Below are 19517 nucleotides of genomic sequence, written 5' to 3' on the forward strand. Positions count from 1 at the left end.
CCGCCCGGTAAGGGATGATGGGTGGCGTGAGTGACGAGCCCGTAACCGCCCCGAAGCCCCAACGGCGGATAAGACTGCTGCTCATCGTGGCGGCAGTGGTGCTCGTGCTGGACATCGTCACCAAGGTCCTGGCCGTCAAACTGCTGCAGCCGGGCAAACCCGTTTCCATCATCGGCGACACCGTCACCTGGACATTGGTGCGCAACTCTGGTGCCGCGTTCTCGTTCGCCACCGGCTACACCTGGGTGCTGACCCTCATCGCGATATCGGTGGTGGTGGGAATCCTGCTCATCGGCCGTCGGTTGGTTTCGACATGGTGGGCAATCGGCTTGGGCATGATTCTCGGCGGCGCACTGGGCAATCTCGTCGACAGATTTTTCCGCGGACCCGGACCGCTGCGCGGCCATGTGGTCGACTTTCTGTCGGTGGGATGGTGGCCGGTCTTCAACGTTGCCGACCCAGCGGTGGTGGGTGGGGCGATCACGCTGGTGGCGCTGTCGGTATTCGGTTACGACTACGACAGCGACGAACGCTCGACCCGAGGAGCAGCCGCGGACCAGGACGACCAGGAACCCTCGGGGAGCGACAAAGAGGACACAGAAAGCGCGGACGCGCAGACGTCCCAGACCAAGCCGGCATGACCTCGCGTTCACTGCCGGTGCCCGAGGGCTTGTCGGGCTTGCGAGTCGACGCCGGGCTTGCACGCTTGCTTGGGCTGTCTCGGACCGCCGCGGCCACCCTCGCCGAGGAGGGCGCGGTACTGCTTGATGGGGTCGCGGTCGCCAAATCCGAGAAACTCATCGCGGGCACCTGGCTGGAAGTCACACTCCCCGAACCCAAGGCGCCGCCGGAGAATCGGGTCGAGACCGTTGAGGGCATGACGATCCTCTACGCCGACGACGACCTGGTCGCCGTCGACAAACCGGTGGGCGTCGCGGCACACGCCTCTGTTGGTTGGACCGGTCCCACCGTGCTCGGCGGGCTTGCCGCCGCCGGGTTCCGCATGACCACATCCGGCGTGCCGGAACGCAAGGGCATCGTGCACCGCCTCGATGTCGGAACCTCCGGGGTGATGGTCGTGGCGCTGTCGGAGAAGGCCTACACCGAGCTCAAACGCGCCTTCAAATATCGTCGCATCGAGAAGCGCTATCACGCTCTCGTGCAAGGACATCCGGATCCATCCAGTGGCACTATCGACGCGCCTATCGGCAGGCACCGCGGGCATGACTGGAAGTTCGCCGTCGTTGAGGACGGACGTCATTCCATTACCCACTACGACACCCTTGAGGCGTTCGTGGCGGCCAGTCTGCTGGACGTACACCTGGAAACCGGTCGCACGCATCAGATCAGGGTGCATTTCTCGGCGATCAAACACCCATGCTGTGGTGATCTCACCTATGGCGCCGATCCGACGCTGGCGGCCAAGCTAGGGCTGGAACGTCAATGGCTGCATGCGAAATCGCTGGCCTTCGCGCACCCGGGGGACGGTCGCTGGATGGAAATCACCAGCGAATACCCCAAGGATCTGGCGCATGCCCTCGACGTTTTGCGATGAGTGGCGCCGTCACGGCTCCTGAACAGAACCGCCTGAGGTCCGGATACCTGTTCGGCGCTGCCGCCTATCTGATGTGGGGGATGTTTCCGGCCTTCTTTCCCCTGCTGGAACCCGCGAGTGCGCTGGAGATTCTCGCCCACCGGATGGTCTGGACGTTACTGCTGATGGCGGTCGTCGTCGCCGTCTCTCGACGGATGCGAGACCTCATCACCATGGGACTGCGCAACTGGGGCCTCCTCGTCGGCGCCTCGGTGCTTATCGCCCTCAACTGGGGTGTCTACATTTACGCCGTCAACTCCGGACATGTGCTCGACGCGGCGCTCGGGTACTTCATCAATCCGTTGGTCACGGTGCTGCTGGGTGTACTGATTTTCCGGGAGCCGCTCAGCCGATGGCAGCTGCTGGCTCTTGTGCTGGCCTTCACCGCGGTGGCGGTGTTGACGATCAACTACGGGCAGCTCCCGGTGATCACGCTGATACTGGCGGTCTCGTTCGCCGGATACGGGGCTATCAAGAAGACCGTGACCGTCGATCCACGCGTGAGCCTGACCGCTGAGGGAATCGTCGCGGCGCCGTTCGCGATCGCCTACCTGGTCTTCCTCGGGGCGACCGGTCAGCAGCATTTCTTCGGCTACGCCCACGGCCACACCGCGCTGATGGTGCTGAGCGGTGTGGTGACCGCATTGCCGCTGTTGTTGTTCGGCATTGCGGCACAGCGCATTCCGCTGGTAACCCTCGGGCTGTTGCAGTATCTGACACCGACGTTGCAAATGCTCTGGGGTGTGCTGGTCAAGCATGAGGCGATGCCGTCGGAGCGGTGGGTGGGTTTCGTGCTGATCTGGGTGGCGCTGGCGATCTTCACCGTCGATACCGTCTTGAGGGCGCGCCGTGCCCGCAGTGGCACTCCGGTCGAACCTGCCGAGCGTCTTCCGCTCTAGCCGCTCAGTGCGACCTGACACACACTGAACATTGCCCCGGCGGATTGCCGCCGAGGCGGGCGAACTACCTGATCACAGGCGCCGCACAAAAAGTCGACATGAGGGACATCGAGGCCGGTATCAACGAGGTGCCCTTCACGGTCGACGCCACGTGCCCGGCAACACGCGGGAGCGGTTCGTAGCCGTTGCTGGCGGGGCGGTTGTGGCCGCTGTGAAGCCGATAGCTGGATGAGGCTGGCGACACACCCCCGACACGCCCGGGTCTGTCGGACCCTCGCAATAAACTGACCCCTCTAGTGATTGATGACCGTCATGGGTCAGTACGAAAGGCACGTGTGAGCTCCTCGAATTCTTCGTTCGTGCATCTGCACAACCACACCGAGTACTCGATGCTCGATGGTGCGGCGAAGATCAAGCCGATGCTCGCCGAGGTCGAGCGCCTGGGCATGACCGCGGTCGGCATGACCGACCACGGAAACATGTACGGCGCCAGCGAGTTCTACAACGTCGCCAGCGCCACCGGGGTCAAGCCGATCATCGGTATCGAGGCCTACATCGCCCCGGCGTCGCGATTCGACACCAAGCGCGTGTTCTGGGGTGATCCCGGCCAGAAGTCAGACGACGTGTCCGGTTCGGGTTCCTACACCCATATGACGATGGTGGCCGAGAACGCGACGGGCCTGCGCAACCTGTTCAAGCTGTCTTCGCTGGCTTCCTTCGAGGGCCAGCTGGGCAAGTGGGCACGGATGGATGCGGAGCTCATCGCCGAACACTCCAGCGGCATCATCGCCACCACGGGCTGTCCGTCCGGTGAGGTGCAGACCCGGCTGCGGCTGGGGCAGAAGGACGAGGCAATTGCTGCCGCCGCCAAATGGCAGGAGATCTTCGGTAAGGACAACTTCTTCCTGGAGCTGATGGACCATGGACTGTCCATCGAACGGCGCGTGCGCGATGGGTTGCTTGAGGTGGGCCGCGAGCTCGGGATTCCGCCACTGGCAACCAACGACTGCCACTACGTCACCAAGGACCACTCGCACAACCACGAGGCACTGCTGTGCGTGCAGACCGGCAAGACCATGTCGGACCCCACGCGCTTCAAGTTCGACGGCGACGGCTACTTCCTGAAGCCGGCGTCCGAGATGCGGGACTTGTGGGACGACTCGGTGCCTGGAGCGTGTGACAACACGCTGCTCATCGCCGAGCGTGTGCAGTCCTATGACGATGTCTGGAGCTTCAAGGACCGGATGCCGGTGTTTCCGGTGCCGGAGGGCGAAGACCAGGACTCCTGGCTGCGCAAGGAAGTCGACCGCGGACTAGCGAACCGGTTCCACGGTATTCCCGGCGGAGTGCCCGACGAGTACTTCACCCGCGCGCACTACGAGTTGGACGTCATCAAGCAAAAAGGTTTCCCCGCATACTTTCTCGTTGTCGGTGACCTCATCACACACGCCAAGGAGGTCGGCATCCGGGTGGGCCCGGGCCGCGGTTCGGCCGCCGGTTCGCTTGTCGCCTATTCACTGGGCATCACGAATATCGACCCGATCCCGCACGGACTGCTGTTCGAGCGCTTCCTCAATCCGGAACGGCCGTCAGCGCCAGATATCGATATCGACTTCGACGATCGTCGCCGCGGCGAGATGGTTCGGTACGCCACCGACAAGTGGGGCAGCGACCGGGTGGCGCAGGTCATCACCTTCGGCACCATTAAGACCAAGGCGGCACTGAAGGACTCGGCGCGTATCCACTACGGGCAGCCCGGGTTCGCGATGGCGGACCGCATCACCAAGGCGCTGCCGCCGCCGATCATGGCCAAGGACATCCCGCTCTCGGGTATCACCGACCCCCAACATGAGCGGTACAAGGAAGCCGCCGAGGTTCGCACCCTCATCGACACCGATCCGGATGTGCGGACCATCTACCAGACCGCGCGTGGTCTGGAGGGCTTGATCCGCAACGCGGGCGTGCACGCCTGTGCGGTCATCATGAGCTCGGAGCCGCTGACCGACGCGATCCCGTTGTGGCGTCGGCCGCAGGACGGCGCCATCATCACCGGCTGGGACTACCCGTCCTGTGAGGCCATCGGCCTGCTGAAGATGGACTTCCTGGGGCTGCGCAACCTCACCGTCATCGGTGACGCGCTGGACAACATCAAGGCCAACCGCGGCATCGACCTCGATTTGGATCACCTGCCTCTGGAAGACACCCCGACCTACGAATTGCTTTCCCGCGGTGACACTCTCGGCGTCTTCCAGCTTGATGGTGGACCGATGCGGGATCTGCTGCGCCGCATGCAGCCCACCGGATTCAACGACATCGTCGCGGTGCTGGCGCTGTACCGCCCCGGTCCGATGGGCATGAACGCGCATAACGACTACGCAGACCGTAAGAACGGCCGCCAGCCGATCAAGCCGATCCATCCCGAGCTGGAGGAGCCGCTCAAGGAGATCCTTTCCGAGACCTACGGCCTGATCGTCTACCAAGAGCAGATCATGCTCATCGCGCAGAAGGTCGCCTCGTACTCAATGGGTAAGGCCGATGCGCTCCGCAAGGCCATGGGCAAGAAGAAGCTCGAAGTACTGGAAGCCGAGTACAAGGGCTTCTACGAAGGCATGACCAATAACGGCTTCTCCGAAAAGGCCGTGAAGGCGTTGTGGGACACCATTCTTCCGTTCGCCGGGTACGCGTTCAACAAGTCGCACGCCGCCGGCTACGGTTTGGTGTCTTTCTGGACCGCCTACCTCAAGGCCAACTACCCGGGCGAATACATGGCAGGCCTGCTCACGTCCGTGGGTGACGACAAGGACAAGGCCGCCGTCTACCTTGCCGATTGCCGCCGTCTGGGCATCACGGTGTTGCCGCCGGACGTCAACGAGTCGGTGCATAACTTCGCGTCCGTGGGCGTGGACATCCGTTATGGGCTTGGCGGTGTCCGCAATGTCGGCGCCAATGTGGTCCAGTCGCTCATTGCGACCCGTGAGGCGAAGGGCGCGTTCACCGACTTCTCCGATTATCTGCACAAGATCGATATCGCGGCCTGCAACAAGAAGGTCACCGAATCGCTGGTGAAGGCGGGAGCCTTTGACTCCCTTGGGCATTCCCGCAAGGGGCTGTTCTTGGTCCAGTCCGATGCCGTCGACTCGGTGCTGGGCACCAAGAAGGCCGAGGCGATGGGGCAGTTCGACCTGTTCGGCGGCGCGGGGGACGACGATGCCGATGCCGTCAATGTTTTCGCCATCAAGGTGCCCGACGATGAGTGGGAAGAGAAGCACAAGCTCGCCCTCGAGCGAGAAATGCTGGGCCTGTATGTATCCGGGCATCCGCTCAATGGGGTGGCACACCTACTGGGCCGTCAGACCGACACCCAGATCCCCACGATCCTCGAAGGCGATATCGCCAACGACACCCAGGTACGTGTGGGTGGCATCTTGGCCTCCGTCAACCGTCGCGTGAACAAGAACGGGATGCCGTGGGCCTCGGCACAGCTCGAGGACCTCACGGGTGGCATCGAGGTGCTCTTCTTCCCGCAGGCCTACTCGGTATACGGCGCCGAGATAGCCGACGACGCGGTGGTTCTGGTGAACGCGAAGGTGGCGATTCGTGACGACCGAATATCACTGATCGCCAATGACCTTGTGGTGCCTGACTTCTCGCAAGCTTCCGACGACCGTCCGGTTGCCGTGACGCTCCCGACGAGGCAGTGCACCATCGACAAGGTCACCGCGCTCAAGCAGGTATTGGCGAGGCACCCCGGTACCAATCAGGTACATCTGCGGTTGATCAGTGGGGAACGCGTCACCACGCTGGAGCTCGATCAGTCGCTTCGGGTGACACCGTCCTCGGCGCTGATGGGGGATCTCAAGGCGCTGCTCGGGCCTGGCTGCCTGGGCGGCTGATCGGATGGGCGCGCGGCTACCGCCGCGTCCCTTTCCGTCCTGTCCATGGTTGTTCGTTTTCCTTGCGTCGCTTGGCTTCATCGATGCGGTCCTTGGCCCACTGTTCCTCGAATGTCAGTCCGGGGCGCGCGCTCGGGACGCGATTCATCGCGCGGCTGAGCCAGCGCGGCGGCGTGCTCGGCTCCCATTGCGGGAATGTGGTGCTCAGTGAGTACATGGTTTTGAGGACGACGAAGACCCCGAACAACGCTGAGGGTGCATCGGTCACCGCGACGGCGAGCATGCCGAAGATCAAGGTGAGGTGCACGACGCCCACTCGCATGAACCCGCGACTGGCCATAACCTCGAGCTGCCAGAACGACCATCGACGCAGGCCGGGAAGATCCACCAGAAAGTCGACCGCCAGGGCTATCAGCACCTGCAGACACCCGAATCCCACGCTGCGCCAGTCGATACCGATCATGGCTGCTTGGCCGTTGTGGGTGAGCAAGAGCAGGATGACCGCGAGGAAGAATCCGTGCGCCGCAGAGAAGACGAGGGTGGTGAAGAGGAACCCCTTGATGAAGGAGGTTCGGGAGTAACTCCGGTCCGGACCCGGCGCCTCGTACTTGAAATGTCCGCGACGCGGGCTCCACCGTTTGTGGAGGACGGCCCGGAGCCCGACGAACAGGGAGGCGGCGACGGTTTCGAACCAGTACACCGCGAGCGTGGTGCCCGGCGACCACCCACCGACGAACCAGCCGGCCAGAGGAATGGCATTGACCGCGATCATCGTGACCAGATGAAGGATCCGATTCATGGTCCCGGGGTCGTCTAACGTCGGGACATCGTTATGTGGGGCCACCGCTAGCTCAGTATGTTCACCGCACGGGCGAGCACCAGCGCGACTGTGGAGAGGGCCACCATGGATTGCAAGGTCATCAGCATCTTGGCCCAGCGTGACAGTGGCATGGTGTCGGTAGGGGAGAACGCGACGACGTTGGTGAAGCTCACGTACAGGTAATCGGGGAATTTTGGGCGCCAATCGGGCGGTGCGAGTTCAGGATTGGCCATCTGCGGAAACATGAAGTCCGGGTATGGCCGTTTGGTGGTGTGGCGTGCGAACGGCCCGCCGCGATCGAACTCCCAGTACCACATGCCGAACACGATCACGTTGGTGATGAAGATCGCCAGCCCGCTGCCGAGGAGCACCCGTGGGTTATCGCCCATCTGCCCGCTGACGATCTTGTAGTTCAGCAGTGCCGCCGAGATGGTGTTGTCGGCGGTAATCGCGGCAATCAGCAAGTACGTGGCCCACCGCCCGATGGTTGTCGATCGGGTGAGCCTTACCGGGTTCAGGATCACCAGCACCACCAGGAGTGCGAACTCAAGCGCGGGTAATGGCCAACGTGGTGTCAGGTTGAACTGCGGGGGTATGGACAGTTGGAGCCCGATCGCCGCAAGGAGCGCGATGAGAACTGGTATCCGACTTTCGGGCGCACCAGGACGCAGCCAAGATGGCAGGCGCTGTTCGGCGGCAAGCACGTCGTCGGTCACCTCGTGGGCAAGCCGCTCCATACGGTGCCCTCCGGGATATTCGGCGGCCGGTTCGCTTGGCGAAGACATGGGGATGTAATACACCCCGCGGTGAGAATCCGTTCAGTGAATGAGCGAGCCTGTGAGCCAGACGATGCTGGCTACGGCGGCGGCGGAGAGCACCGCGGTCGACATCGAGGCCATGAGCAACAGGCCGATCACGAAGACCATCGCACCGGCTCCGAGTGCGGACAGCTTGTAGACGGGCCACGCCACCCCGGCGACATCCACCGACCGCACCTCATGTGCCGCGCGCTCGAAGGTTGTCATGAATAAAGGATAAGCCTTATCGGGAAGTTTGGTCAACCGAACACGCACATCGTGGGTTATGAAACAAAGTCCTTGGGTAGGTTCGACGCAGGTCGCGTCCCCGGTGTTCGGCGTTATCGGCGTGAATTCTCGATAGGTAGAGCGATACAGTTGTCCGCATGCCAGTAACCGGTGAATACGAACCCAGTGGACTCGATTGGTCGCAGAAGCAGGTGGCCAAGATTCTCGAGAGCGGGACGACCGACGGCATCACCATTGCGGACATGCCGGTGATCCTCCTGACCACGCTCGGTGCCAAGTCGGGCAAGCTGCGCAAGATCGCGCTGATGCGGGTGGAGCACGACGGCGAGTACGCCATCGTCGCCTCGCTCGGCGGCGCCCCCAAGAACCCCGTCTGGTACTACAACGTGAAGGAAAACCCGCTCGTCGAGTTGCAGGACGGCAGCACCACGAAGGACTACCAAGCACACGAGGTGTCCGGCGACGAGAAGACGCAGTGGTGGGATCGTGCCGTCGAGGCCTACCCGCCCTACGCCGAATACCAGACCAAGACCGACCGTCAGATCCCGGTTTTCGTGCTGACGCCTGTCTCTTGAGTGCCAACCAGATGGTGACCGCCGCCGATATCGACGCCGCGGCCAAGCGCATCGATGAAGTGGTGCACCCGACTCCCGTTCAACATGCCGATCGGCTCTCGATGCTCACGGGCGCCAACGTGTATCTCAAACGCGAAGACCTGCAATCGGTTCGGTCGTACAAATTGCGCGGAGCTTTCAATCTCCTGATGCAGCTCAGCGACGAGGAGAAGGCCGCCGGCGTGGTGTGCTCCAGTGCCGGTAACCATGCCCAGGGCTTCGCGCTGGCGTGCAAGTCGATGGGCGTGCACGGGCGCGTCTATATCCCGAGCAAGACGCCCAAGCAGAAGCGGCAACGAATCATTTACCACGGCAACGGATTCGTGGAGCTGATCGCGGTCGGCCACGGCTATGACGAAGCGGCCGCCGCGGCCAAGGCCGATGCCGAACGTACCGGGGCCACCTTGGTACCGGCATTTGACGACGTGCGGACCATCGCAGGGCAGGGCACCATCGCTGCGGAGATCCTCGACCAGCTTGATGTCCAACCGGATGTTGTGGTGGTCCCGGTAGGCGGTGGCGGGTGTATCTCCGGGATCGTCACGTACTTGCGCGAGCGGGCACCACAGGTGCGGGTCGTGGGCGTTGAACCGGCGGGTGCCGCGTGTATGGCTGCGGCCATGCGTGCGGGCGGGCCGGTTCCACTCGAGCATGTGGACCCCTTCGTCGACGGCTGTGCGGTAAAGGTGGCCGGGACGATTCCGTATCGGTTGCTGGCCTCGGCGGGGGAGGCTCTCACGTTGATGACCGTCGACGAAGGTGCGGCCTGCACCGCGATGCTGGAGCTCTATCAGAACGAGGGGATCATCGCTGAGCCCGCCGGTGCGCTGTCGGTTGCCGCGCTGTCGGAGATGTCGATCGAGCCGGGATCCACTGTGGTGTGCCTGATTTCCGGTGGTAACAACGATGTTTCGCGGTACGGCGAGATCCTGGAACGCTCGCTGGTGCACCTGGGGCTCAAGCATTACTTCCTGGTTGATTTCCCGCAGGAGCCCGGTGCGCTGCGGCGTTTCCTGGGAGAGATACTCGGTCCGAATGACGACATCACACTGTTCGAGTACGTCAAGCGGAACAACCGCGAGATGGGTGCCGCGCTGGTGGGCATCGAGCTCAGTAACGCCGACGACCTGCCGGGCCTGGTGGCGCGGATGAGCGATTCCGATTTGGATATCGAACGGCTGGAACCCGATTCGCCGGCTTTCCGCTACCTGACGTAGCGGGACCGACTACCCGCTTTTACGCAGCACGATGAGGGCGCGATCCTGCACCCGCACGGCCTGGCCCGCGTCGATGAGGGCAGAGCACTTGCCGGTCGGTTCAGCGGTGTCCAGTACCGCGGTCCATTGGTTGGCGTAGTCGCCGTCGGGCGTCACAAAATCCAACGGTTCGTCATAGGCGTTGAAACACAACAAGAAAGAGTCGCCGGACACGCGCTCACCGCGCGCGTTGGGTTCGGGAATGGCCTCGCCGTTGAGGAAGACGGCGAGGCTCTTGCCGAAGCCGCTGTCCCAATCGGCGGTGGTCATTTCCTCGCCGGCGGGTGTCAGCCAGGCGATATCGCGTACTTCCTCGCCCTCCCGAATCGGTCGACCCGCGAAGAACCGGCGGCGCCGGAACACTGGGTGTTGTTTGCGCAGCGCGATCACCGACGTGGCGAATTGCAGGAGGTCGGCGTTGGTCTGGGCTAGTTCCCAATCCATCCAGGACAGCGGGGAGTCCTGGCAGTAGACGTTGTTGTTGCCCAGCTGGGTCCGGCCGATCTCATCGCCGTGCGAGAGCATGGGTGTGCCCTGGCTCAGCACCAGGGTCGCCAGGATGTTGCGCATCTGGCGGGCCCGCAGTGCGAGGACTTGCGGGTCATCGGTGGGCCCCTCCACACCGCAGTTCCATGAGCGGTTGTAGGTTTCCCCGTCCTTATTGTTCTCGCCGTTGGCCTCGTTATGTTTCTCGTTGTAGGACACCAAGTCCCGCAGCGGGAAACCATCGTGCGCGGTGACGAAGTTGATGCTCGCGCTGGGTCGGCGCCCGGTGGCCTCGTACAGGTCGGACGAGCCGGTGAGCCGGGAGGCGAACTCCCCGAGGGTGGCGGGCTGCCCACGCCAATAGTCGCGGACGGTATCGCGGAACTTGCCGTTCCATTCGGTCCACAGCCCGGGGAAGTTCCCGACCTGGTATCCGCCCTCGCCGATATCCCAGGGCTCGGCGATCAACTTGACCTGACTGACGATCGGATCCTGCTGCACCAGATCGAAGAACGCCGAGAGCCGGTCGACATCGTGTAGCTCGCGGGCCAGGGTGGAGGCCAGATCAAAGCGAAACCCGTCGACATGCATCTCGGTGACCCAGTAGCGCAGCGAGTCCATGATGAGCTGCAGCGTGTGTGGATTGCGGGCATTGAGGCTGTTACCGGTGCCGGTGTAGTCGGTGTACCGGGCGAGGTTGTCATCGTTGAGCTTGTAATAGGCGCGATTGTCGATGCCCCGGAAGCCCAGTGTCGGGCCGATATGGTCGCCCTCGGCGGTGTGGTTGTAGACAACGTCGAGAATGACCTCGATATCCGCCTCGTGCAGTGCGCGCACCATCGCCTTGAACTCCGCGACGGAGCCACCGGCGTGCGGTGAGGACGCGTATCCGGCATGCGGGGCCAGGAATCCGAAGGTGTTGTACCCCCAGTAGTTTCGCAGCCCGAGAGCGATCAGTCGGCTGTCGTGGAAGAACTGGTGCACGGGCATCAGCTCGATGGCAGTAATGCCGAGGGAATGCAGATGGTCGATTACCACCGGATGTGCCAGACCGGCGTAGGTGCCTCTGAGCTCTTCGGGAACGCCGGGATGCGTCTGCGTCATGCCCTTGACGTGGGCCTCGTAGATGACCGTCTCGTGGTAGGGAGTACGGGGGCGGCGATCAGAACCCCAGTCGAAGTACGGATTGATGACCACGGTGGTCATGGTGTGACCCAGGGAATCTCGCGCGAGAAGTACCTCGGTGTCGAGCGGTTCGGTCTGGTAGGAGATTAGTGGCGGCGAGACGGCGGGCGCATAGTCGAATTCGCCGTGGAAGGCCTTGCCGTAGGGGTCGAGCAGCAGCTTGCTCGGGTCGCAGCGGTGCCCGCTCGTAGGATCCCAGGGGCCGTGTACCCGGAATCCGTAACGCTGGCCGGGGGAGATGGTCGGCAGGTAGCAGTGCCAGACGTACCCGTCGACCTCGTCGAGGGATATTCGGGTTTCGGTGCCGTCCTTGGCGACTAGGCACAGCTCGACGGCGCTCGCGACCTCGGAGAACAAGGAGAAGTTGGTGCCTGCTCCGTCATAGGTGGCACCCAGCGGATAGGGGTTGCCCGGCCATACCTGAAGTGGTGGCAGGGTCATACTCATAGACCCTATCGGTCGCCCGCCGGGATCGCGCGGCTCACTGGCCCGGCGGAATCGGCCGCCACCACCCGGTGGCGATGGCGATCTGCCGCCCCAGCTCTTTGGTCATGGTGCGCATATAGGTGGCCGAGATGTGGTGAGAATCGTGATATACCAACACGTTTCCCTCTACAACCCGGCACTTGTCGGGTCGGCACACGGCGCGGGTCATGTCGAGGATCTTCAGCAGCGGGAACTGGTTCGCGATGGCGAGCGTCGGATTCACGTCGTCGAGCGCGCGGTTGCGATCCATGGCACATGAATCAGAGTTTCCACCCGCGGAAATGCAGTCTGCGGCGGCGTAGGTGGTGCCGTCCTTGTCGATGAGCCAGGGGGTGTCGCGCATGCCGAGAACCGGGATCCCGGCCTCGTCGAAGGCCGACCAGATACCTAAGTAGCTATCGGGCATCACGTCACCGTCGCCGAATGCCGAGCGCGGACGGGTAGTGGTGGTGAAGACGTACGCGGGGTGTTCCTTGATCAGCCGCGACATGACCTCGTCGACCCACTTCTTGCAATCGGGGTAGGGATCGTTGGATCCGGCGATACGGGGGACCTCTTCGGTGCTGAGCGGGCAGCCCATCTTGAGATAGGTGGTGACCTTGAAGTTGTGTTGCCGCCCCAAGACGTCTAGCGCGGTGATCCAGTGTTCGGCGTGTGATCCACCGGCAAGAGCGATGGTTCGGGTGGCATGCGGATTGCCGTAGGTACAGCTGATTACCGCACGGTTTCGGAAATCGCTGATGCAGTCCTGCTCGGTGGTGATCGGCAAGTCGTCGGAGGCTTCCAGCGTGGTAGGCCGCATCGGCAGATCGGGCACACGGTCGCCGTATAGCAGCGCCCCCGCGCCCGGATAGTCGCGCGGGCGTAGACCGGAGAGTTCCTTGCCGTTCGAGCGTTGCACCGTGACGTGTTCGAGCCACGTGAACGAGGTCGCGGTGAGTGCGACAGCCATCAGGACGATCGACGTGCCGAGCGCCAGCGTGGGGCGACGCAATCGGACCCACACCGTCGAGGATTTGGGCGAGACCCTCGGGTAGCGCAGGGGCGTCTCGACGAACTTGTTCGTCAGATATGCCAGCGCCAGCGACACACCGAGAATGGCCGCACCCTCCCACAGCGACACCTTGGGTTCGCCGCTGAAGACCATCCAGTACACCAGCAGTGGCCAGTGCCACAGGTACAGCGAGTAGGCCAGCGAGCCCAGCTCGACCGGTGGCCGGGTGGCGAGGAATCGATTGATCACCGGTGGAGAGGTGTCGGCCGGCAAGTTCGCCGCCGACAAGATGAGGATCAGCGTGGCGACGACGGGCACCAGCGCTAGTGGGCCCGGGAATTCGCGGACGCCGTTGATGAACGCGCCGCAGGACAGGATCGCCGCGAGGGCCGCGATGCTGAGGACCTGGCGAAGCCACATCGGCCAGCGCGTACCCGCTACCAACGCGCCAACCAGCACGCCCAGCAGCAACTCCCAAGCCCGCGCGAACGTGTTGTAGTAGGCGAGCGACTGAAAGTCGATATGGGCGTAGATCGCGTACGCGAAGGATGCGACGGCCAGACCCGCGATCACAGTGATGAGCACCGGGCGGATGAATCGGCCGAGCGGTTTGCGCAGAATGACGGCCAGCAGATACACCACCGCCAGAAAGCCGACGTAGAACTGTCCCTGCACCGACATCGACCAGAGGTGTTGCAGCGGGCTCACCGACTCGCTGGCCGCCAGATAGTCGGCGGCGGTGTTGGCGAGCTCCCAGTTCTGGTAGTAGCCGAGACTGGCCAAACTCTGTTCGGCGAACGTCTCCCATCTGGTTTCCGGTTGCACCAGGACGGTGAGTACGGCGCAGGCCGCCAGCACCAGGATGAGAGCCGGGAGCAGGCGCCGGACCAGTCGTTTCAAGACCGGCACCGGGTTGAGTGACGCTCCCTGTGTGGTCGCTGTGCGAAGTAGCTTGCTGCCGTAAAAAAAGCCGGAGAGGGTTAAGAAAACGTCAACTCCACCTGATACCCGGCCGAACCACACGTGAAATACCGCGACTAAGAAGATTGCCACGCCGCGCAGGCCGTCAAGGTCGTAGCGATGAAATGCCTTGTTGACCTTGGGTTTTGGGGTGGCGTCTATCGCCGCGGCGGGTGGCACCTCGGGATCGGTCATTGGTTTGGTTGCTGAGACGAAGAACATTTTCGCCCCCAATGTACCCATGGTTGCCGAGAGTCTCGTCAGTTGTGCACTTACGGCGTGTGCGCCCCGAGGCGGATGGCTGCATATCGCTCGCCTGTGACAGGCTCGACAACTGTGCCGAGGTTGACACCAGATGAGGTCGGAGCCGTCGATGCTGCGCATGTATGGCATCCGTACAGCAGGATTGGCGACCCGATGCGACCGCTGGTGGTGACCGGCGCACGCGGGCCGAACATGACCGTGGTGCGCGCCGGCGAACAGGTCGAGGTGCTCGACGGGATGAGCTCATGGTGGGCGTGTATCCATGGCCACGGACACCCGGCACTGGACCAGGCGGTGACCGCGCAGTTGGCCTCGATGAGTCATGTCATGTTCGGTGGGCTCACCCACGAACCCGCCGCGCGGCTGGCGCAGCTGCTCGTGGAGCTCACGCCGCCCGGCCTGGAAACGGTGTTCTTCAGTGACTCCGGATCCGTGTCGGTGGAAGTGGCGATCAAGATGGCGCTGCAGTACTGGCGCAGCCTGGGACTGCCCGCCAAACACCGTCTGATGACCTGGCGTGGGGGTTATCACGGCGACACCTTCACCCCGATGAGCGTGTGCGACCCAGACGGCGGTATGCATTCGCTGTGGTCCGGCGAGTATTCGGTGCTGGCCAAGCAGATCTTCGCCGACCAGGTTCCCAGTGCATACGACGACGTGTACATGACGCGCTTCGAAGCGGAGCTGTCGGAGCACGCCGCAGAACTTGCCGCCGTCATCGTGGAACCGGTGGTCCAGGGCGCCGGTGGCATGCGGTTCCACGATCCGCGCTATCTGTCGGACCTGCGCGCCATCTGTGACAGGCACGGCGTACTGCTCATTTTCGATGAGATCGCGACCGGATTCGGGCGCACCGGCGAGCTGTTCGCCGCCGATCACGCGGACGTAAGCCCCGACATCATGTGCGTCGGCAAGGCGATGACCGGCGGCTATCTCACCTTGGCCGCCACGCTGTGTACCGGCAAGATCGCACGCACTATCAGCGACGGCCCGGTGGGCGCGCTCATGCACGGCCCGACTTTCATGGCCAACCCCTTGGCGTGTTCGGTGGCGGTCGCATCGATCGAGCTGCTGCTCTCCGGGGATTGGAAGTCACGAATCGCGGAGATCTCCGCGGGACTACGTGAGGGCCTGGCACCTGCCGCCGATCTCGACGGTGTCGCCGATGTGCGGGTCTGCGGGGCGATCGGCGTCATCGACATGGAGCTCCCGTTGGGGACGCGCGGCATGCAGATCGCTACGGACGCGGCGCTGGATGCGGGGGTGTGGCTGCGCCCCTTCCGGACCTTGATCTACACCATGCCGCCCTACATCTGCGGTGATGACGAGATCCGCCGGATCACCGATGCGATGGTGAGCGCGGCGACCGCTGTCGGGGTTGCATCGCAGGGGGCGAGCGCAGTGACCGGAAAATGAACCCCGTGCGCTAACCTGAACACCGTTCAGGAGAGGAGGCCCGGTGGGTCCGACATCACCGCTTGCCTGGCTGGCCGAGGTCGAGCGTCAGCGTGAAGCCGCGGGATTGCGTCGACGGCTCCGTACCCGCAGTGCGGCCGAGCCCGAGATTGACCTGGCATCCAATGATTACCTGGGCCTGGCGCGACACCCGCAGGTCATCGACGCCGGCATCGAGGCATTGCGGCTGTGGGGCGCCGGATCCACAGGATCGCGCCTGGTCACCGGCAATACCGAGCTGCACGAGGAGCTCGAGCACGAACTGGCGACCTTCATGGGCGCCGAGTCTGCGCTGGTGTTCTCATCCGGATACACCGCCAATCTCGGTGCGGTGGTGGCACTTTCAGGACCTGGAACGCTCATTGTTTCCGACGCGCGCACCCACGCCTCGTTGATCGACGCGTGTCGGCTGTCGCGGGCGCGGGTGGTCGTGACCCCGCACCGCGACGTGCAGGCGGTCGCTCAAGCCCTGGCGCAGCGCCCCGAGAAGCGCGCGTTGGTGCTCACCGACTCGGTCTTCAGTGCGGACGGTGCGCTGGCGCCGTTAAACGAGCTTCACGCGGTGAGCCACAGCCATGGCGCGGTCCTACTGGTTGACGAGGCGCACGGGCTGGGGGTGCGCGGAGTCGGGGGACGTGGCCTGGTGGCCGAGGCCGGTCTTTCAGGTGCCGACGATCTCGTCGTGACCGTCACACTCTCCAAGGCGCTGGGCAGCCAGGGCGGGGCAGTCCTGGGACCCGAGGCGATTCGTGCCCACCTCATCGACGCTGCTCGCCCGTTCATATTTGATACCGGGCTGGCTCCGGCCGCGGCCGGAGCGGCACTGGCGGCTTTGCGGTTGATGGCTGTGGAACCCGAGCGAGTGCAAGCCGTCCTCGATCACGCCGCCACGTTGGGCGATTGGTGCGGGTTGGCGCATCGGCCGGAATCGGCAGTGGTGCCGGTGATTCTCGGTGATCCCGAGATCGCGTTCAACGCGGCCAAAGCATGTCTTGAGCAAGGTGTTCGGGTGGGCTGCTTCCGCCCGCCATCAGTTCCCGAGGGGCAGTCGCTGCTGCGCCTGACGGCCCGTGCCTCGCTCACCGAGGCCGATATGGACCGCGTGCGCGAGGTGCTCGCCGACGTGCTGGCACTGGCCCGACAGTGACCGTCCTGCTGGTCACCGGGACATCGACCGGGGTGGGGAAGACCGTGGCGACGGCGGCGTTGGCCGCCGCGGCGGTGAGCCAGGGAATCACGGTGACGGTCTGCAAGCCGGTTCAGACCGGCGACGACCGTGACGCCGACGAGGTTGCCCGATTGTCGGGTGTGACCCGGGTCGAGACGTTCGCGTCCTATCCCGAGCCGCTCACGCCGGTCGTTGCGGCCAATCGGGCCGGTATGCGGCTGCTGGATCGGGTGGAGATGGCGCAGGCGATCTATCGGTTGGATCGTCCGGGTGCACTCACGCTCGTCGAGGGCGCCGGGGGACTGTTGGTCGAGCTGGGCGCCGACGGGGTGACCCTGCGCGATCTGGCGATTTATCTCGACGCGCCGGTACTGGTGGTCACTACGGCAGATCTCGGCACCCTCAACCACACCGCCTTGACAATGGAAGCCCTTGCAGCACAGTCGGTTCCTTGTGCGGGGCTGGTGGTGGGGAGTTTCCCGGCGGAGCCCGATTTGGCGCAACGGCTCAATCGTGACGACTTGGCGAGCCACTTCAAGACGCCTGTGCGCGCCGTGGTTCCGGAGGGGGCATCACGTTTGATGCCTGCGGTGTTTAGCGAGATGAGCGTTGCGCTCTTCGATCCTCAGTGGGTGGCCGAGCTCGTGGCCTCTAACTGATCGTGCTGGACTGACGGGCCAGTTGACCGATTCCGTCGACCAGAAGGCGGACCCCGAAACCGAACTGTGCGGTGGGGTCGGCGAGGCCTGTGCCGTCCGCGAGAAATGATTGGCCGTCTTCGAGTGCCCCGGCCGAGTCCCATTGCAGTCTGGACTGTTCGTCGGCGACATACCCCAGCACGTAGTAGGTGATGCTGCGGGCGGCGAGTTTGGCAGGAATCACTTCCAGCCCCGCGGTCACGGCGGCATCGGCAAGGCGTCCGAGCACCGTGATCATGTGGGACGTCTGCCCGGAGGCGAAACTCGCCGACACCAGTTCGGCCCCGTCCTTGTGCGAGAGCAGCGCATCGCGCAGCGCGGTGCATAGAAACTCAATGCGCAGCTGCCAGGCCGAGTCACGGCGATCTGTTTCGGCCAGTGGCGCCAGCACGTGGTCGGCGACAGCGCCGAGCAACTGCTGCTTATTCGCGAAATGCCAGTACAGGGCGCTGGGCGCGATATCGAGCTCGCGGGCCAGTCGGCGCATGGTCAGGTCCGCGATCCCGTAATCGTCGAGGATCGCGGTCGCCCTGTGGACCAGGTCGTGTCGGTTCAGCGGGGACGAACGCCCCGCCTTGTTTGGCTCACTGATGGCCATACTCTAACCTGAACACCGTTCAGGATGAGATCGACGTGAGGAGCGCTGCGTGACGCAAGCAGCCGAAGTAGGCACCGTGGCGGAGGGTACCGACCGCGACATACTGGCGATCGCCCGTGAGCAGGTCCTCGAGCAAGGCGTTGGCCTGACCCAGGACCAGGTGCTGAGGGTGCTCCAGCTTCCCGACGACCGGCTGGAAGAGCTGCTCGCTCTCGCTCACGACGTCCGGATGCAGTGGTGCGGCCCGGAGGTCGAGGTCGAGGGCATCATCAGCCTCAAAACCGGTGGTTGCCCCGAGGACTGCCATTTCTGTTCGCAGTCCGGTCTATTCGCATCCCCTGTACGCAGTGCCTGGCTCGATATTCCGAGCCTGGTCGAGGCCGCCAAGCAGACCGCGAAGTCCGGCGCGACCGAGTTCTGCATCGTGGCGGCCGTCCGCGGACCCGACGAGCGGCTGCTCGCTCAGGTTGCGGCCGGTATCGAAGCCATTCGCAACGAGGTCGACATCCAGATCGCCTGCTCGCTGGGCATGCTTACCCAGGAGCAGGTAGACCGCCTGTCGGCGATGGGCGTGCACCGGTACAACCACAACCTTGAAACCGCCAAGTCGCACTTCCCGAATGTGGTGACCACCCACAGCTGGGAGGAGCGCTGGGACACCCTCAGGATGGTCCGCGAAGCCGGCATGGAGGTCTGCTGCGGCGGCATTCTCGGCATGGGTGAAACCTTGGAGCAGCGCGCCGAATTCGCCGCGAACCTGGCGGAGCTGGAACCCGACGAGGTTCCGCTGAACTTCCTGAACCCGCGCCCCGGAACGCCTTTCGGCGATCTGGAGGTGCTCCCGGCCTCGGACGCGTTGCGTGCCGTCGCCGCATTCCGTCTGGCGCTGCCGCGAACCATACTGCGGTTCGCCGGCGGGCGTGAGATCACCCTGGGTGATCTGGGCGCCAAGCAGGGCATTCTGGGCGGTATCAACGCCGTCATCGTCGGCAACTACCTGACGACACTGGGCCGTCCGGCCGAGGCGGACCTGGAGCTGCTCGTTGATCTGCAGATGCCGATCAAGGCACTCAACAGCAGCCTGTGACCAATACTCTCTAT

The 19517-nt window shown here is 63.8% G+C and carries 16 protein-coding genes; 10 read left to right on the plus strand and 6 right to left on the minus strand.

The window, feature by feature from the left end; genetic code table 11:
- The first annotated feature begins 14 nt into the window (after positions 1-14).
- From lspA to dnaE, 4 genes are all read left to right on the plus strand, one after another.
- Complete coding sequence (gene lspA / locus MLB1_RS11410; RefSeq protein WP_180749941.1) at positions 15-641, plus strand: signal peptidase II; 627 nt, start codon at positions 15-17, stop codon at positions 639-641.
- Positions 638-1555, plus strand: coding sequence for an RluA family pseudouridine synthase (locus MLB1_RS11415; protein WP_180749942.1), 918 nt, complete (start codon positions 638-640; stop codon positions 1553-1555). Before lspA ends, MLB1_RS11415 begins: the two co-directional genes overlap by 4 nt.
- Positions 1552-2493, plus strand: coding sequence for an EamA family transporter RarD (gene rarD / locus MLB1_RS11420; protein ID WP_180749943.1), 942 nt, complete (start codon positions 1552-1554; stop codon positions 2491-2493). The genes MLB1_RS11415 and rarD overlap by 4 nt, the downstream gene beginning before the upstream one ends.
- Positions 2494-2828: 335 nt before the next feature.
- Entirely contained in the window at positions 2829-6386 is a 3558-nt protein-coding gene (gene dnaE, locus MLB1_RS11425) for a DNA polymerase III subunit alpha (protein WP_180749944.1), read from the plus strand.
- A 16-nt stretch (positions 6387-6402) separates the two neighbouring features.
- Here dnaE and MLB1_RS11430 read toward each other — a convergent pair whose 3' ends face one another.
- Genes MLB1_RS11430 through MLB1_RS11440 form a run of 3 tightly spaced genes read right to left on the minus strand, consistent with a single transcriptional unit; the run spans position 6403 to position 8231 of the window.
- The gene (locus tag MLB1_RS11430) at positions 6403-7185 is read right to left on the minus strand and encodes a DUF6498-containing protein (RefSeq protein ID WP_180749945.1); all 783 of its coding nucleotides are present in this window, start codon (positions 7183-7185) and stop codon (positions 6403-6405) included.
- Between the two features lie 47 nt (positions 7186-7232).
- Complete coding sequence (locus MLB1_RS11435) at positions 7233-7991, minus strand: hypothetical protein (protein ID WP_180749946.1); 759 nt, start codon at positions 7989-7991, stop codon at positions 7233-7235.
- 33 nt (positions 7992-8024) lie between these two features.
- Positions 8025-8231, minus strand: coding sequence for a hypothetical protein (locus tag MLB1_RS11440; protein ID WP_180749947.1), 207 nt, complete (start codon positions 8229-8231; stop codon positions 8025-8027).
- Between the two features lie 158 nt (positions 8232-8389).
- Between MLB1_RS11440 and MLB1_RS11445 the strand changes: the two genes are divergently transcribed.
- The gene (locus MLB1_RS11445; protein ID WP_180749948.1) at positions 8390-8827 is read left to right on the plus strand and encodes a nitroreductase family deazaflavin-dependent oxidoreductase; all 438 of its coding nucleotides are present in this window, start codon (positions 8390-8392) and stop codon (positions 8825-8827) included.
- A gap of 11 nt (positions 8828-8838) precedes the next feature.
- Positions 8839-10083, plus strand: coding sequence for a threonine ammonia-lyase IlvA (gene ilvA, locus MLB1_RS11450; protein WP_180750343.1), 1245 nt, complete (start codon positions 8839-8841; stop codon positions 10081-10083).
- A 9-nt stretch (positions 10084-10092) separates the two neighbouring features.
- Here the strand turns inward: ilvA and glgX are convergent, their stop codons facing one another.
- Positions 10093-12234 carry a glycogen debranching protein GlgX gene (gene glgX, locus MLB1_RS11455; protein ID WP_180749949.1) on the minus strand — a complete coding sequence of 714 codons (2142 nt, stop codon included), beginning with the start codon at positions 12232-12234 and terminating at the stop codon, positions 10093-10095.
- A gap of 40 nt (positions 12235-12274) precedes the next feature.
- Complete coding sequence (locus MLB1_RS11460) at positions 12275-14455, minus strand: acyltransferase family protein (protein WP_180750344.1); 2181 nt, start codon at positions 14453-14455, stop codon at positions 12275-12277.
- A gap of 123 nt (positions 14456-14578) precedes the next feature.
- Between MLB1_RS11460 and MLB1_RS11465 the strand changes: the two genes are divergently transcribed.
- The 3 genes from MLB1_RS11465 to bioD are packed head-to-tail and all read left to right on the plus strand — an operon-like array spanning position 14579 to position 17779.
- Positions 14579-15913, plus strand: a complete 1335-nt coding sequence (locus tag MLB1_RS11465) for an adenosylmethionine--8-amino-7-oxononanoate transaminase (protein WP_180750345.1) — start codon at positions 14579-14581, stop codon at positions 15911-15913.
- Positions 15914-15956: 43 nt separating this feature from the next.
- A complete protein-coding gene (locus tag MLB1_RS11470; protein ID WP_180749950.1) occupies positions 15957-17099 on the plus strand; it encodes an 8-amino-7-oxononanoate synthase in 1143 nt (380 codons plus the stop codon).
- Positions 17096-17779, plus strand: a complete 684-nt coding sequence (gene bioD, locus MLB1_RS11475; protein ID WP_180749951.1) for a dethiobiotin synthase — start codon at positions 17096-17098, stop codon at positions 17777-17779. Before MLB1_RS11470 ends, bioD begins: the two co-directional genes overlap by 4 nt.
- On the opposite strand, the gene MLB1_RS11480 is transcribed toward bioD, so the two are convergent.
- Positions 17772-18416, minus strand: a complete 645-nt coding sequence (locus tag MLB1_RS11480; protein ID WP_180749952.1) for a TetR family transcriptional regulator — start codon at positions 18414-18416, stop codon at positions 17772-17774. The two genes, bioD and MLB1_RS11480, sit on opposite strands and share 8 nt — an antisense overlap.
- 76 nt (positions 18417-18492) lie before the next feature.
- Between MLB1_RS11480 and bioB the strand changes: the two genes are divergently transcribed.
- Positions 18493-19503 (plus strand): biotin synthase BioB, encoded by a 1011-nt coding sequence (gene bioB / locus MLB1_RS11485; protein ID WP_180750346.1) that lies wholly within the window; start codon positions 18493-18495, stop codon positions 19501-19503.
- The last annotated feature ends 14 nt before the right edge of the window (positions 19504-19517 follow it).

The organism is Mycobacteroides sp. LB1 (genome assembly GCF_013449725.1).
Classification (GTDB): Bacteria; Actinomycetota; Actinomycetes; order Mycobacteriales; family Mycobacteriaceae; genus Mycobacterium.